Source organism: bacterium (assembly GCA_019695335.1).
Classification (GTDB): domain Bacteria; phylum CLD3; class CLD3; order SB21; family SB21; genus JABWBZ01.
This window is the reverse complement of sequence record JAIBAF010000006.1, coordinates 1-16,247: the sequence shown is the minus strand read 5'-3', so window position 1 is coordinate 16,247 and position 16,247 is coordinate 1. Positions and strand designations below refer to the sequence as shown.

The 16,247-nt window shown below is 42.1% G+C and carries 15 protein-coding genes; 8 read left to right on the top strand and 7 right to left on the bottom strand.

The window, feature by feature from the left end; translation table 11 throughout:
- Positions 1-294: 294 nt before the first annotated feature.
- Together K1X84_02480 and K1X84_02475 are read left to right on the top strand one after the other, a co-directional pair.
- The gene (locus K1X84_02480; GenBank protein MBX7150479.1) at positions 295-579 is read left to right on the top strand and encodes a hypothetical protein; all 285 of its coding nucleotides are present in this window, start codon (positions 295-297) and stop codon (positions 577-579) included.
- A 19-nt stretch (positions 580-598) separates the two neighbouring features.
- Positions 599-1,039, top strand: a complete 441-nt coding sequence (locus K1X84_02475) for a hypothetical protein (GenBank protein ID MBX7150478.1) — start codon at positions 599-601, stop codon at positions 1,037-1,039.
- Positions 1,040-1,137: 98 nt separating this feature from the next.
- On the opposite strand, the gene K1X84_02470 is transcribed toward K1X84_02475, so the two are convergent.
- From K1X84_02470 to K1X84_02455, 4 genes are all read right to left on the bottom strand, one after another.
- The gene (locus tag K1X84_02470; GenBank protein ID MBX7150477.1) at positions 1,138-1,578 is read right to left on the bottom strand and encodes a hypothetical protein; all 441 of its coding nucleotides are present in this window, start codon (positions 1,576-1,578) and stop codon (positions 1,138-1,140) included.
- A 115-nt stretch (positions 1,579-1,693) separates the two neighbouring features.
- Positions 1,694-2,569, bottom strand: a complete 876-nt coding sequence (locus K1X84_02465) for a hypothetical protein (protein MBX7150476.1) — start codon at positions 2,567-2,569, stop codon at positions 1,694-1,696.
- Between the two features lie 107 nt (positions 2,570-2,676).
- Positions 2,677-5,169: an ABC transporter permease gene (locus tag K1X84_02460; protein ID MBX7150475.1), complete on the bottom strand. Its 2,493-nt coding sequence runs from the start codon at positions 5,167-5,169 to the stop codon at positions 2,677-2,679.
- Between the two features lie 82 nt (positions 5,170-5,251).
- Positions 5,252-5,938: an ABC transporter ATP-binding protein gene (locus K1X84_02455; protein ID MBX7150474.1), complete on the bottom strand. Its 687-nt coding sequence runs from the start codon at positions 5,936-5,938 to the stop codon at positions 5,252-5,254.
- Between the two features lie 161 nt (positions 5,939-6,099).
- Between K1X84_02455 and K1X84_02450 the strand changes: the two genes are divergently transcribed.
- The 4 genes from K1X84_02450 to K1X84_02435 all read left to right on the top strand — a co-directional run bounded on the left by K1X84_02450 (position 6,100) and on the right by K1X84_02435 (position 9,309).
- Positions 6,100-6,699 carry an arylesterase gene (locus K1X84_02450; GenBank protein MBX7150473.1) on the top strand — a complete coding sequence of 200 codons (600 nt, stop codon included), beginning with the start codon at positions 6,100-6,102 and terminating at the stop codon, positions 6,697-6,699.
- A 34-nt stretch (positions 6,700-6,733) separates the two neighbouring features.
- Positions 6,734-7,207, top strand: coding sequence for a peptidylprolyl isomerase (locus K1X84_02445; protein MBX7150472.1), 474 nt, complete (start codon positions 6,734-6,736; stop codon positions 7,205-7,207).
- 2 nt (positions 7,208-7,209) lie between these two features.
- The gene (locus tag K1X84_02440) at positions 7,210-8,298 is read left to right on the top strand and encodes a hypothetical protein (protein ID MBX7150471.1); all 1,089 of its coding nucleotides are present in this window, start codon (positions 7,210-7,212) and stop codon (positions 8,296-8,298) included.
- Positions 8,299-8,364: 66 nt separating this feature from the next.
- Positions 8,365-9,309 carry a bifunctional helix-turn-helix transcriptional regulator/GNAT family N-acetyltransferase gene (locus K1X84_02435; GenBank protein ID MBX7150470.1) on the top strand — a complete coding sequence of 315 codons (945 nt, stop codon included), beginning with the start codon at positions 8,365-8,367 and terminating at the stop codon, positions 9,307-9,309.
- Here K1X84_02435 and K1X84_02430 read toward each other — a convergent pair.
- Complete coding sequence (locus K1X84_02430; protein MBX7150469.1) at positions 9,306-10,292, bottom strand: nitronate monooxygenase; 987 nt, start codon at positions 10,290-10,292, stop codon at positions 9,306-9,308. The genes K1X84_02435 and K1X84_02430 overlap by 4 nt on opposite strands.
- A complete protein-coding gene (locus K1X84_02425) occupies positions 10,289-10,759 on the bottom strand; it encodes a DUF4442 domain-containing protein (protein MBX7150468.1) in 471 nt (156 codons plus the stop codon). Before K1X84_02425 ends, K1X84_02430 begins: the two co-directional genes overlap by 4 nt.
- Positions 10,760-10,944: 185 nt before the next feature.
- Here K1X84_02425 and K1X84_02420 point away from each other — a divergent pair, with 185 nt between their 5' ends.
- Positions 10,945-12,111 (top strand): hypothetical protein, encoded by a 1,167-nt coding sequence (locus K1X84_02420; GenBank protein ID MBX7150467.1) that lies wholly within the window; start codon positions 10,945-10,947, stop codon positions 12,109-12,111.
- A gap of 10 nt (positions 12,112-12,121) precedes the next feature.
- Complete coding sequence (locus K1X84_02415) at positions 12,122-14,428, top strand: TonB-dependent receptor (protein MBX7150466.1); 2,307 nt, start codon at positions 12,122-12,124, stop codon at positions 14,426-14,428.
- 575 nt (positions 14,429-15,003) lie between these two features.
- Here K1X84_02415 and K1X84_02410 read toward each other — a convergent pair.
- On the bottom strand, positions 15,004-16,247 hold a 1,244-nt coding region (locus K1X84_02410), incomplete at its 5' end, for an acyl-CoA carboxylase subunit beta (protein MBX7150465.1).

The following is a 16,247-nucleotide window of genomic DNA, read 5'->3' as shown; positions in this document are numbered from 1 at the left end:
ATGGAATAAATTGAAAATTGGAAATTGAAAATTACTAAAAAGTTCTAATTAAGCGGAGCACATGACAATAATACGTTTTTTAAAAGGTTTTTGTCAATTTTTTGCGGTAGTGTCTCAAACTGAAAAACAACCAATTTTGGTTGTCATTTTATACATATTCGCAATATTTTACATGAAAAACTACCAATTTTGCTAGTTGCCTTATCACATATTTACTGTATACTGAGACATATCAGTATTATATCTTATTATGTTTTATTATATTTTGTAAGCAGTAACCATAAAGGGTTTACAATGAAAAAAATCATCGTGCTTTTTTTATTGGCTTTATTTTCAGATAAAATAGTTTTATCTCAAATCTCTGCCTATGAACCTAACATTCTCAATATTTCATTCCCTGAAAAAAATATTCCATGGGATTTTAATATCCATTATAATTATAACGAATCCGGCCTCAACAACATTACATTGCAAAACGGTAAATACTTAACCAATAACTTTTTTGCAATTCTCAACGGAGAGTGGATTGATTATAATCAATGCGATGAATGCCGAGATTTAGAAAAAAAAAGATGTTGAACTTGGATTTGGATTCTCATTGCCTGAAGCACAAAAAACACGCATTAATTTTTTGGCAGGTATCGGTCTTGGTTCGATTGATCATCTGGAACCCAAACCAAAACTTTTCCCTGACGCAAGCATTTTAGTAGAGGGAAATTATTATAAGTTTTTTGTTCAAGGCAACGAAGGATGGATAAACCGTCGATTTGAACGGATTCTCTCTTTTCGAATAACCGGAATTAAGTTTTCAAACTATACCAAGACCGAAATTTTAAACGATGGCGCTGAAAAATTATCGACGGAGGGACGTCATTATGCTGTTTTCGCCGAGCCTGCGGCCACGCTGCGTTTCGGATTTGAGTATTTTAAATTATCCTCACAAGTCGGTTTTTCATTTCCAATATCAGGGCGTAGAAGTTTCGATAATAACGGCTTATGGTTAGCCATGGGCCTACACCTATCATTTCCAAAACCCTAAATTTTTTGTATAAAGAATTCCTACAATTCGGTCGTCACATAATCACGCATTCAATCGTAAATACGTTTCCTCGTATATTGGAACGAATTTACCGTTAATTAAGCGATCCTCCACACAAAAATCGTGTGATCGTCCTCGAGCCCGATGCTCGTTTCCCTTTCTTCAGACTCCGTCATAACACGCCGCCATTCATGAAGAATGGCTTTGCCGAATGAAATGTCAACAATATGTTCATTATCGCTTAAACTCCATTCATAATAGTTCGATTCGAATGGCGAATAAGTCAGTCTTAATCCATCCCGATTCTCATAAGGCGAATTAAAATCCGGTACACGCAGAATTTTTTGAGTCACGGCTTTTGTGCTAATCAAAAAAGTACAGTCAGAATCTGATCTTTCGATTTGATTCAATAACTCGACAAAAAAATTCCAACCTACGGCATTGGCCGTAAAATGCCATTCACTGCCAAGCCATCCGTCGGTTTTGTATTTCCAGAAATATATCGAGCCGCGTTGTGTGAGGTAAGAAGCAATATTCATCGTGGAAGATACTTCATATCATTATTTTATACAACATGCAGATTGGGCGCCTAAAAAAATAGCGCGGCAATTTTTTTCGCCACGCTATTTCATTAATTGAATTTTCTACTAAAAACTACACCGGCGTTACCGTTCCATCATCCAGATTGAGAATAAAAGTGAATCCGCCGTACTCCAGTGTTGCCGTATTATCGCCATCGAAGGTTATGGTTCCTTCGATGAAATAGGAGCCTGACAATTCCGGTGCGGTAACCGAATAATCGACTGTAAAATGGATCGATCCGCTTTCCGGATATTCCGGTTCATCCTCTGCGTCATTAAATGGCCCGAAAATCTTCAACGCATGGACGTCATAATTATAACTTGCTGTGGCCGTCAATTGCGCTACGGAGAATTCACTCGACGCACTCGTCGATCCCGTGATTGTAATAAAATTCGTATTCGTCACAAAAGGTTCGTCGCTCTGAATATCGTAATTTTCCGAATAATCGAGCGTGACGTCGACGGAATCGCCCAACGCGCCTTCACTGGAATCGACGACAACGCCATTCACATTAACATGAGTTTCATATTCCATTCGATCAGTCAGTTCCGTCGCAAGACCGAATAATCCTCTTGGTGTGTAGCGAACTTTATAAAATAATGAAAAATTTACGCCATTCTCAGTTGTATCGGCATCCAGCGTCCAATATCCCGTATTGCTGTTGTATGTAAAGCTGACGGAATTTGCCTTCATCATTGTGCGGCGTTTACCGAGCCGATGTTTACTCAGGCCATCCGCGCTCCCGTCAAACGATTCGCTGAACGATGCAGCCTCTAAAACTTTATTAACAATCTCCAGAGGATCGGTCTGGCTGGATTGAAGCTGTTCATACGATTGCTCAGCTTCAGTTTGTGTAGAAAATTCAACCGGTTGTTTTTTATCGGAATCACAGCCTGTGGCTATAAAGAAAATGCATAACAAAACGGTAATAAAATTTTTAAACTTCATAATAATTCCTCTCAATTAGTTATGAACAGCGATAAGTGTTATGCATGCAGCATCGATCAGAGATGTAAATAAAATTTTTTGCAGACCTGACGGTTAAATAACCTTTATCACACTTCAGAACGAAGCACTTCCAACGGCGGCTTTTCAAGTACATCGCGGCTGACGAATATACCGATCATGATTGTCATCGCCGTCACTACAAGCCAAACACTCACAACCGGCAACCACGCCGGATCGTATGGCGTTTCAAATACAAAATAAGCCAGCGCCCACGCACCGCCAAGCGCCAAAATGGATCCTGTCAGCGCAGCCAACCCTCCTAAAAATAAGTATTCAATTCCCATGATTCGTAACACTTGCCGTCTCACAGCGCCTAAAGTCCGCAACAGTACGCTTTCATTCAACCTTTGATAACGACTTGTGATCAAAGCGCTGATTAAAACAATAAATCCCGTCAGCATACTGAAAAACGCCATAAAACGAATGACAAAGGAAATTTTACTAAGAAGTGAGTCAACGGTTTTTAAAATCAACGTAAGATCAACGATGGAAATATTAGGAAATTTTTGAACAACGATTTGCTGTAACTGAGCGGATTCCTCATTCGATGTTACGCGCGTTACGAGTACAGAAAATTGCGGCGCGCCTTCGAGAACGCCGGTTGGAAAGACTACAAAAAAATTCGGCTGCACGCGGCGCCAATCAACTTTTCGGATATTTCCGACCAACGTGTTCACGGTCAAACCTTGCACGTTGAAAACGACCGTATCACCGATAGCAACATCAAGATTTTCAGCCATACTTTCTTCGATGGAAATGAAAATGGTATCCGACGGTAGACGTACCGCTTTTTGTAATTGCCCATGAATGATCGTTTCCGTATTTGTCAGCGTATCGCGGTAAGTGCATCTGAATTCTCTGACCCAGCGGGGCACGCGCGATGTTGTGTCGGCTCGGATTTCTTCAATTGTTTTGTTTTTTACGCCGGCAAGTCCCATGGTGACAATCGGCACGCGCTGCATGATCGGAAGACCCAGCGATTGTACGGTTTCAGCAACACCTTCGGCCTGATCGGTTTGAATATCAAACAGCACGACATTCGGTTGCGTGCCGCTCCCTGCGATGGATAATTGGTCCACCAGCATTTGCTGCGTGAGATATAAGCTTGAAATTAAAAATGTACCGAGTCCGATGGACAGCATCAGAATGATCGTCTGATTGTTCGGGCGATATAAATTCGCCAAACCCTGCCGCCATTCGTACCCCCAGGCCCGCGGCAGAAATTGTTTAACAACTCGCATCAATAGTCGCGCCGCAAGAATTATCAGCCCGAATGCCAAGGCAATCGCAATGGTGAAGAATACGCCTTGTACCCAATCACCGGTAATCGCTCCGGCAAATCCGCATACGGCGGCTGTGATAACCGTCATGACGATCCAGAGCAACGGCTCTCTGAATCCGGATTTTTTTTCTTCGTAAGACGAACGTAAGGTGACGAGCGGCGAAATTTTTCGTACGCTCAACAAAGGCAACAGGGCAAACAGCATGGCCATCAAAAATCCAATGGCAAATCCCTCACCAATAGCCACCCATGATAAACTCCAATTGACTTCTACCGGTAAAAAATCTTTAAACACATTAGGCAAAATCGTTTGAATGCCGATACCCAGCAAGACGCCTGTGAGAGAACCCCAGAAACCCATCGCTGCGATTTGTATCAAATAAATTAAAAACGCCTGCGACGATTTCGCTCCCATCGATCGCAACACTGCAATGGTTGACCATTTTTGTTTGATAAACACATGAATGGAACTGGCCACTCCCACACAGCCCAATAACAAGGCAATGAACGCCACCAGGTTCAAAAACCGATATAGATTATCAAACGATCTTCCTAAGGCGGCTTTCCGGCTCTCGACCGTTTCGTACGATAATTGATATTTCTGAATATGCGGTTTAATCGATTCGACAATTTTTTCAGAATCATTTATTTTGAAATATATTTTATAAAGAACCCTGCTGCCGCGTTGTAGGAGGTTGGTTTCATTCAAATATTTCATCGGAATGTACACCGGCGGGCTGACGAGGGATGTGGCCGCCGATTCGCCCGGAATCTTTTTGATTCTCCCGGCAATTTGAAACGTCATCGCACCTAACTTAATTGAATCACCCAAAACGGCGCCGTATTGAATCATCAGCCCGTCATCGACAAGCGCTTGTTGTGAAACACGGAATTTTTTTTCCGATTCTATCGGCTCCGTCTCTAATGCGCCATAATATGGAAAATTACCTTCGATGGTTTTCACTTGAATCAGCCGCGTTCCGCCGTTTTTAACGAAAACAATCATCGACGCGAAACTGATCTCGCGCGATTGCTCGCCGCCGATCGAATCGATCAATGTTTCCGTCTCAGGTTTAAAAGGCTGACGGCTGGATAACACCAAATCGGCTCCGAGCAACGACTTGGCTTGATCGTCCACATCGCGTTTAAAATTATCATTCATCGATCCGATGGCCACCATAGCTCCGACGCCCATGATAATCGACAGTGTAAACAATAATAATTTACCGCGATGTTGCCGGCTATCACGAATAGCCATTTTTAGAAGCCACTTCATAATGAATAATGAGCAATTAAGAATATCGAATAATTTTGGTTTGTTAATTTCTTATTATTACCAATCATTTTTTAAAGGGACTATCGTTAACAACATGCCCCCCTTTTAATTGGATAATTCGTTGCGTCCGTTGTGCAAGTTCTAAATTGTGTGTAACTAAGACTAGCGCCGTACCGGCTTCGTGATTAAGTTCAAAAAGCAGTTCTTCAATTTTGTGACTTGTTTCATCATCCAAATTACCGGTCGGCTCGTCGGCAAACAAAATAGTGGGTTTGGTAACAAAGGCGCGTGCCAGCGCTACACGTTGCTGCTCGCCGCCGGAAAGTTGAACCGGATAATGGTCCAGTCGGTCGCCCAGTCCCACGCGTTCAAGCCATTCTCTGGCACGTACCTCGGCATGATTTTCGCCGCGCAATTCCATCGGCACCATGACATTTTCTAGCGCCGTCAACGTTGGAATCAACTGAAAATTCTGAAATACGAATCCGACGGATTGATTGCGAATTATGGCACGCTGGTCTTCGTCAAGCCCGTCGAGAACAACCCCGTTAAGTGCGACGGAACCGGCCGTCGGACGATCTAAACCGGCGCATAAACCTAGCAACGTGGTTTTGCCGCTTCCCGAAGGGCCTACGATCGCACACGACGCACCTGCTTCCACCGAAAAGCTAATATCTTTGACAACAGTGAGTTCGCGATGACCGCTTCGATAAGATTGAGTAAGATGAGTGACGCTTAAAACTGTGGACATAGTTAATGAATTTTAGTATGTTGGATTCGCCCGATTAAAAACGGAAATAACATAACGATCCGTTATTAGAATCACAATACGCATTTTCGAAGTAATTTGTTCTTACTACAACTTCCGATGACAAAATACTGGAAGGTCTGATTTTGTTTCGATACATCACCATGTTTTTCTTTTTTTATTCCACGGTATTTTCGCAAGATCAAAAAAACATTGTATTCCTCGGCAATAGTCTTACGGCCGGTTTTGGTGTTGAACCTTCCGAAGCATACCCCTCGTTGATTCAGAATAAAATCGATCAAGCCGGATTAAATTTTAAAATTATTAATGCCGGTATCAGTGGCGAAACAACGTCCGGCGGACTACGCAGAATGGATTGGCTTCTGAAACAAAAAATTGATGTGTTGGTCTTAGAATTGGGAGCCAACGACGGCTTGCGCGGTATTCCTCTCAATCTCACTAAAGAAAATTTACAGGCGATTATTACTAAAACTAAAGAAAAATATCCCGGAACAAAAATTCTCATTGCTGGTATGGAAGTTCCGCCTAACATGGGTGAAACCTATACGACAACTTTTCGAAAAATTTTCCCCGATCTTGCAAAAACGAATGGCATTGAAAGGATTCCTTTTTTGTTGGAAGGTGTTGCCGACAAACCCGATTTGAATTTATCCGACGGAATCCATCCCAAACCTGAAGGCCACAAAATCGTTGCCGAGACTGTCTGGAAGTATTTGAAACCCATTCTTCAATCTGTAAAATAATTTTTAATCATTCATCCATTAAGAAGGAGATTCTATGAGCGCATCGATTATCATTTTGGAAACCACGCAAGGTACCATTGAAGTACAGCTTAAACCTGACGCGGCTCCAAAAGCGAGCGAAAATTTTGAAAAGCTGGTTGAAAAAGGATATTACGACGGCATTATTTTTCATCGTGTGATCAAAAATTTTATGATCCAAGGCGGCGACCCTACCGGCACCGGTCGTGGTGGGCAATCGGTTTGGGGCAAACCGTTTGAAGATGAATTCAGTCCCAAGGAAAGATTCGACCGCAAAGGATTGCTCGCAATGGCCAATGCCGGCCCGAGAACAAACGGCAGCCAGTTTTTTATAACCACCGTTCCGACCGCATGGCTTAATGACAAACATACCATTTTCGGCGAAGTCATTTCCGGTTATGATATTGTTCAAAAAATTGAACAAACGGCGACGGATAAAATGGATCGACCGCTCGCTGAACAAAAAATTATTAAGGCGACTAAAAAATAGCGATGCGTTTTTTAAAATTTGGGGCTTTTCTTTTTTTTATGTCAGCGATGCTATCCTGCCCTTCATCAGGGCAGGATAAACAATATTATTTCTACAACCCCGCTAACCAATTCGGCTCCGATTTATATTTCAACCCCGGATCGCTAATTCTCAACGGTTCTTATGATATCCTGCGTAATGGAGCGCATAGCAAGGATATTACAAGCATTTCCTACCGTGATGGTATGAAAGGCGTCTGGAAAAATATTTCTCATCCTATCAAAAATATCAATCGTTACGGTTGGGGTAATTTTTGGGAGAGAGAATTTTTTAATTTTACACTTAAGCCTAAATCCATGCAATTTGCACCGAATCTTATGAACCACACTATCGGTAATGGTATGCAGTACGTAAAACTGGCCGAGTGGTTTGATTATCATCAGATTCCACTCCCTTATGTCTGGTCCTTCCTTACGACCACTACATATCAATTCATGAATGAAGTTAATGAGAACGGAGCCTATCAAGGCACCAACGTGGATCCGATTTCCGACATGTTGATCTTTAACCCGTTAGGCTTCCTGCTCTTTAGTTCTCATCGCGTGCGATATTTTTTCTCACACACATTGCCCTTATACGACTGGTCGTTGCAACCGGTGTACAATCCGTCCAATCATTTTATGGAAAACGCCGGACAACAATTTGCCATCAAAAAACCTTTTTCTTCCGAAAGCCACTACGGCGCGTTCATCTATTGGGGCATTCACGCGATGGCAGGTTTGACCTATACTCCCGATCGTTTGCATTATTTTTCTGTAGGAGGCGGAGTGGTAGTGAATAAATTGAACGTGCGTGGCACGGAACAATCTCGTTATATCACGCCGAACCTGGATGGTGCGATTGGCTTTTTTTACGATAAAAACCACTCCCTGATGACCTCACTGCTTCTTCAGGGTCCGAAATATTATACCGCACAATTAAACATCTATCCAGCCGTTATTCGTCCTAAAAAGTTTATGCCGGGCTTGTATACATCCTACGATGAATCTCACCGATTCGTATTCGGTCTGACCATCGCTTATCTTCCCGCCGGACTGTTTGTCCAAAACTAATCGTTGCACATTTACGATCAATTATATATTTTATGTAAGTAATTACGTAATTGACAATATAAAAAAATGGACCTAACAAAATCTTTGGGAGAATTGGCTCTTGGAAGCCGCTTCAAACGTATCAGCGACCGACTGATGCAGGATGTAAATCTTATTTATAAAGAACAACATTTCGATTTTGAATCCCGTTGGTTCTTGATATTTTACGCATTGATTCAACAATCCCCGCAATCGATCACAGAATTAGCTGACACGCTCGGTTTTTCTCATCCAGCCATCATTCAATTGTCCAAAGAGATGGAAAAAGCAGGTTTGATCAAAAGCATTCAGGATAAGAAGGATAAACGCCGGCGATTACTTGCTTTGACGGAAAAAGGACATGATATGAGCTCCGATTTGCAAAAAACCTGGGAGGACATTGAAAAGGCAGCGAGGGAGGCCATACAGGAAACCCGGATTGATATACTTAATATGTTCGACAATATCGAAACGGTTCTTCAGCGAAAAAGCTTATTTCAGCGTGTAGAAGAAAAAATCAAAGAGCGAAAAATGGATGCAGTGAAAATAGTCCTGTATTCAGTCCAATATAAATCCGTATTCAAATCACTTAACTATGAATGGTTAAAAAAATATTTTAAAATTGAGGATTTAGACAAGAAGATTCTATCGCGTCCGGAATCGATTTTAAAATCAGGAGGGCAAATATTCATTGCATTACACGATGGAAAAGCTGTCGGCACTTGTGCAATGATCCTCCATCAACCGCGTGAATACGAATTGGCCAAAATGGCTGTGACGGAGAAAGTACAAGGATTACAGATTGGAAAAAAACTGGCGGTGACGGCTATTGAATGGGCTAAAAAACAAAAAGCGCGAGCAATCGTTCTGGAAACCAACCGTAAATTGATCGCCGCCTGCGCCTTGTATAAAAAATTGGGTTTTGTTGAAACACCTTTTACATCACCGTCGCCTTACCGGCGCACAACCATCGCAATGCGCCTTGCTCTTTAACTGCTCACCGGCATTTCGGCTTTCTGAACAAATCGTCGGACGATAGCTGTAACGGGTTCGATCGCATGGATGCCGTGAACGCTTTTACCGGCCTGATAATAATCTTTGGTAGAACGATTACCGTTGATTGAGGAATGTTTCAATTGCCGCATCGATCGTAACGCATACACCATGCGCATCAATTTTTTCAATTGACGGTGCTTTAGCATTCGGCGGGCGATCGGCCCTGCTTTCAATCCTATTTTTTCGACGTACTCTGTCCGAATAACCGACAACGGAACACCCGTCACGCGTTCAGTCAACACAATATCGTTTTCCCCTGCCTGAACCAAAGCACGTTTGTAATCACCATGAGCCGTACATTCTTCCGTCGCTATGAATCGTGTCGCCATCATTACGCCATCATATCCCATTTTAAGTGCAGCAACAAAATCATTCTCATCCCCGATTCCGCCACCGCATATCACCGGTAAACCCAGATCGCGAATGCTGTCGAGCAGTTGTTGCATGGACAATGTCCCGGCATGTCCGCCCGCGCGATCGTTGACCGCGATCAATCCATCAACCCCGGCCTCCACCGCTTTAAGCGCCCACTTGCGTTCAGTCACTTTATGATAGACGATTCCTCCGACGGCATGAGCTTTTTCGACAATCCATTTCGGATTACCCAGTGACGTATCAAAAAAACGAATCCCTTCTTCAATTCCAATATCAATCCACCGCTTAAGTCTGTCTTCATATACTTTCGATGATTTCTCCACTGTGGCATTCAGCCCAATCGGTTTTTTTGTCAGCCGCTTAATGAAACGAAGACCTTCACGGTACTCATGCCCGTGAACATACACCATGGAGAGCGGCTGAATGATTCCCAGACCACCGGCTTCAGACACAGCAGCTACCAATTCGGGATTACTGCATGGAAACATGGCGCCACAAATAATGGGATAATCAACGCCTGCGTGGCGCGTAAAACGTGTGATCATTTTTTTGGTCCTATCAATGTTTGCATTACGGCCGCTGCCACAATTTCTCCGTCTTTATTTTTGATGGCAACCTTTACTTCAATATCCTGTTTTGCATTGGATTCGATCACTGCAGAAGAACATTCACCAATCAAAGTACCCCGGGCTTTCTTCAGATATTCGATAGAAAAGTTTTTGACAATAAAGCGAGCATCCCTCGGCATCCCGGCCACAACAGCCAAATTCCCTGTAAATTCTGCCAAATTTGCCAGGGCAATTGCATGAATTGAATTCAGATGATTGCGAACTTTTCGGCGATCCCGTAATTGTACTCGCGCATAACCGGGCTTTAGCTCAATAACTTTTGCAGAAATACTCCCTGTGTATGGAATATATAAGCCGATCATCCTGCTAAAAATATGTTTACCTAATGGCAAACGATTGACGAATTGCCATTGTTTGACCAATGAATTTGTAGTAGATGGCATGCGACTCCTAAAACCATTTTGAACCTTTAACAAAGTCGCAAAACGTTACATGGAAAGCAATGGTTTAAATCAATGCTATTGTAACATAAGTTATGTCATTGACACTTTTAAAAAAAATTTCTATTATCGTTTTGCCTATTGTTTCCTTTTCTCATTGACACTACCCGTCCTGGAAAGACAAAATTATGCTGTTTTTTGAAAAAGTATGGCCCTTCTTAGGGATCGTTTTCTTGATATCGGCTTGCGATGCTTTTACCGGCCCACCGGGGAAAAAATATTTTGATAAGACATTGGGATTTGACGGTGAAGATTTTGCTCAAGCTATTGTCCAATCCAAAGATGGACAATTTTTCTTAGCAGGATATACCAACAGCATCAGACACAATTATGATTTTTATCTCCTGAAAATTGATCAAGAATTTAATTTAATCTGGTCAAAAACTATTGGCAGTTCATTTTTGGATCGATGTGAAGAACTGGTAGCTACTGATGATAACGGCATGGCCGCCGTTGGAACTGTTTTTTTAAAAGGCGACAATAGTGATGCCTTGGTGGTTCGGTTAGATAAAAATGGTCAGTTACTGTGGTCCAAAAATTTCGGCGATAACGGAAAAGATGAAGGTCGATCTATAGTTCGCGTTGCCAACGGATTTGTCATCGCTTATACCGTATCAGTTCCACCTTCGTATAATACGGATATTTTTATTACGCACCTCGATCAAACGGGTAATACGGTGTGGACCAAACCGCTAAGCAGTGCATTGCGAGAAAAAGTGCGGAAAATTTTAGTCACACCCGATGGAGGCTTTTTAGTGGCTGGGTATCGAGTCGATACCAATAATAACTGGAACGTCCTATTGATTAAATTAAATGCTTCCGGCGATCCGATATGGGAGATGACATATGATAATAGAAATCAAGATGAACCTTATTCTGTGATTCAGTCGCAAGATGGAGGCTTTGTTGTTACATCTCGTTCATACATACCGGATCCTGGCGGAGACACGGGCATTTGGGTTTTTAAAATAAACTCCAGTGGCAATATGGTGTGGTCAAATCTTCTAGGCTCAAGTTATATTGATCAGGGCTTCGGCATCGCAGAAGTCACTGACGGTTTTATCATTGTGGGATCAATGTTGGTTCATGGCCTGAATGCGCAACTGTATGTAGCGAAAATTGGAATTGATGGCAACTTGTTATGGGAAAAACTATATGGTAAACAGGGAGATGATGTGGCTACCGGTTGCTTGGCTCTAGACGACGGAAGCATCATTGTTACTGGATACACTCAAGCGCGCGGCAATTCCGACATTTATATGATGAAATTAGACGCCGAAGGTAATTTGGAATAAGGGAACTACTATGCGATATGTCCGGTTGATTTTGTTAACACTCCTCGCGACTCAATTATCGTTAACAGCTCAAGAAAAGATATATTCGATTGAAGGAATAGTGAAGGATAAATTTACGGGTAATGGATTATCCTACGTCAGTGTTCAAATTCCCGAAATTCAAAAAGGCGACATCTCCGATACAACCGGCTATTACAAAATTGAACATATTAAAACCGGGACCTATACGTTAGTATTTACTTTGATCGGATATAAAGAATTTTCACGTAAAATATATATCGGACGTAATGTTACTTACAATGTCAGTCTCGAAGAGCAGTCCCTGCTTTTTGAGCCAATCGAAATTACGCCCGGAGTTATTGAATTGTCATCTGATGGTGGAACAGCATCGAGCGTGACGTCGGAAGAAATCACGACAACGGCTACACTTTTTTCAAAAGACGTCTATCGAAGTCTTCAGGTGCTGCCTGGAGTATCAAATAGCGAGTGGAGTTCCAAACCTTACATCAAAGGTGGCAACCCCGATGAAACATCAATTTTGATCGATAATTTCGAAATCTATGAACCTTTTCATCTTGAAGAAATCGATGGCCCCTTCAGTATTATTAGTTCCGACCTCGTCAAAGATATGAAACTTATCACAGGAGGGTTTTCAGCCAAATACAGCGATAAAATGTCAGGTATTCTTAAAGCAAAAACGATCGACCGCGTCGATAACGATTATCTCAAAGGCTCTATTGATTTCATGAATGCCTCGGTGGGACTGAACCAACAAATTAGCAATCGGGTCAATAATTTTTTTAGTGGTCGTCGAACTTATACGTACTTCATCGAAAAAGCAACTGAAACCAATTTTCCGTCAACTGTATATGACATCTGGAATAAGCTCGATTACAAAGTTGATAAAAGAAATACTTTATCATTCAATACCATATTTCTGAGCGATCGAATCGCCTATGATCAAGACAGTTCATTTATCAGTCGTGAGTTTTTTGATAGTTACAAAAAGAATCTATACGGATGGATTAACTGGCAGAATGTATCCAGTGAAAATAGGTTTTTCGTAACAACACTGGGTTTTCAGCAATTATCAAAAAAATCTGATTTTTCATTCGACGGCAGCTTCTCGAACAATAATATTGATAAGCGTTCTACTCAAATCATTACTCTTAAACAGGATCATTACTGGAAGTTGCGGGACCGTCATGCCATCGAAGCAGGGTTTGAAGTTAATAAATTTTTTACTAATTATTATTACCAAGAATTTCGCATAAATCCCACAGAAACTTCAGACATTGCAGTGTCAACGGACGTAATATTTGTTGATACGGATTTTGACGGTCATACCCTCGCTGCGTATCTTCAAGATACTTGGACAATCACCGATAAATTAAATATATTGGGCGGGTGGCGAGTCTCCCAACAAAGTTATAGCGACTATGTCCAATTAGCTCCAAGAATAGCTTTCAGTTACGCTTTTGCGGATAACTTAAATGCAAAGCTGGCCTACGGGTGGTATTATCAACCCGATAGTTTCTACAAAATGCGGACTTACCAGAATCAATCTAAACTCGATGGTAAGCCCGAAAAAAGCGTTCATTATGTAGGAAGTTTGGCTTATGCTTACAATGAAAAAACTGACATGACGCTGGATCTTTATTATAAAGATTATCAACACCTTTCAGATGACTATCGCTTCGATTTTTTCAACCGTATCGAAGGGATTGGTATCATTGATAAGCCTTATTATACAAAAAAAGGCTACTCTGCTGGAACAGATTTTTTTGTTCGCATCCGGTACGGACGGTCCAATCTCTTCAGCTTGAGTTATTCTTTAGCTTTTAGCCGCATTACCAATTATTTGAATCAGACAACGGCCCGTGATATCGACCGTACCCATGTCCTGACACTGAACAACGTTATCAATTTTAGCCGTCAATTTACGCTGAGCACTTTGTTACGATACCATACAGGTGACCCTTATACACCCAGCCTTGTACGCATTATCGGCGATAGTGCTGTTGAAAACAGTAAAATATTCTACTTAACCGACACCAAAAACAGCAAACGGCTCCCGATATTTTACAGCCTCGATATTAAGCTCGAAAAAAAATGGTATGTTGACCAAATGAGCTTTATTACATACGCAAACATCATCAATGCCCTGAATCATAAAAATATCCGTCAATACGGATGGAAACGTCATATTGAAAATGAGCGATTAACCGGCTTTTCAATCGACGAACAAGTTTATTTTCCGCGTTTTTTTTCGATCGGATTAGCCCTAGAACTTGATATTCCACTATCCCCAAAATAATTCGCAAAATTTATTTGTTTTGTATTGCAAGTTCACTAACTTTTATAAGACTTTCACTTATTGGGAAGGAGGTCATCTGGATTATTCTAATGGCGATGGTTGCACATCTACACAAACAAAATTGAATACCTTAGGCCTGAAATGGTCGTTTTAACAATCGACAATGGAACCGACGAAGCCATTGTTCTTAATGTTGGCAATAGCAATGCCAATTATCACCGGGACAAATTAATCGATGGCCAATGGGTCGAATTGATAATGCTGGAATGCGATGGGTTCTCAAAATATTTTTGCATAATCGTCCTCTTGTTAACACGATCCGAGTAGGTAAGCCAGCAACAGGCCCATTGTTATTTTTAAAAAAATTGATTGAGCAATTCGCTACTCGTAAATCATCAACTCAAATTTTCTCTGAAATTTACTTGAATGTGGGACCTCGAATGACTGAGGTAAGCCGGTTGGAAGCGGTATGTATATTACCCTCATAGAAGCACCGGGCATCGGCAACACAACCGTTAAATTTGCAGTAATTCAGTAATGGAATAAACTACGAAATGTTGATTTCAATTTAGTTGCTACACCTGCAGCACTCCAAACGTCGGAGGCGGAATATTCGGATTATTTTTAGCCGCATCAAGGCATCGAATAATTACTTTCCTTGTTTCGACCGGATGAATGATCGCATCGACCCACAGCCGTGCCGCGGCGTATCGCGGATTTCCCTGCTTTTCATAATTAGACCGTATCTCTTCGTACAATTTTTTCTTTTCTTCATCACTCACCTGTTTCCCCGCAAGCCTGATTTCAGTGATCGTTGAAGCCGCTTGATTGCCGCCCATGACGGAAATATTGGCCGTAGGCCAGGCAAAAATAAACCGCGGATCGTACGCTTTACCGCACATCGCATAATTACCCGCGCCATAACTACCGCCGATGACTATTGAAATCTTAGGCACAATGGAATTGGCCACCGCATTTACCAGTTTCGCACCGTCTTTGGCAATGCCGGCATGCTCGGCATCTCTTCCCACCATAAATCCGTTAACGTCGTGCAAAAATAAAAGCGGGATACCGTCCTGGTTACAATTCATCACAAACCGTGCAGCCTTATCTGCAGCTTCATTATACATGACTCCCCCCATTTGCATCTCACCCTTAGCCGTCCGCTGAACGATTTTTTGATTGGCAACGATACCAATAGCATAACCTCCTATTCGCGCGGTACCCGCAACGATTGTCTTTCCGTAGGTCGCTTTGTATTCGTCAAATTCCGAGCGGTCAATAATACGCGCAATAATTTCCCGCGTGTCGTATTGGCCTAAACCTTCAGGCAAAAGGCCCATCAATTCTTCGATGGCATGGAAAGGCTCAGCCGATTCAATGATATTAAAAGGAGCAAAAGGACGATGCTGAATTTTACCTAGAATGTCACGAATTCTTTGTAAAGCGGCATCATCATTCGGCTCGTGATAATCAGCCGTACCACTGATGGCATTATGAGTCGTCGCACCGCCGAGTGTTTCCGCATCGATCACTTGACCGATGGCCGCTTTCACTAAAGCCGGTCCTGCAAGAAATAAACTTGAGCCTTCAACCATGATAAATTTATCGCACATGACCGGCAGATAAGCGCCGCCGGCTACACACGGTCCCATCACTGCAGCGACCTGTGTGATACCCATCGCACTCATGCGCGCATTATTATAAAAAATCCTGCCGAAGTGATTTTCATCGGGAAGAACCTGATCCTGTAAAGGAAGAAAAACGCCAGCCGAATCGACCAGATAAATGATCGGCAGATTATTTTTCATCGCAATTT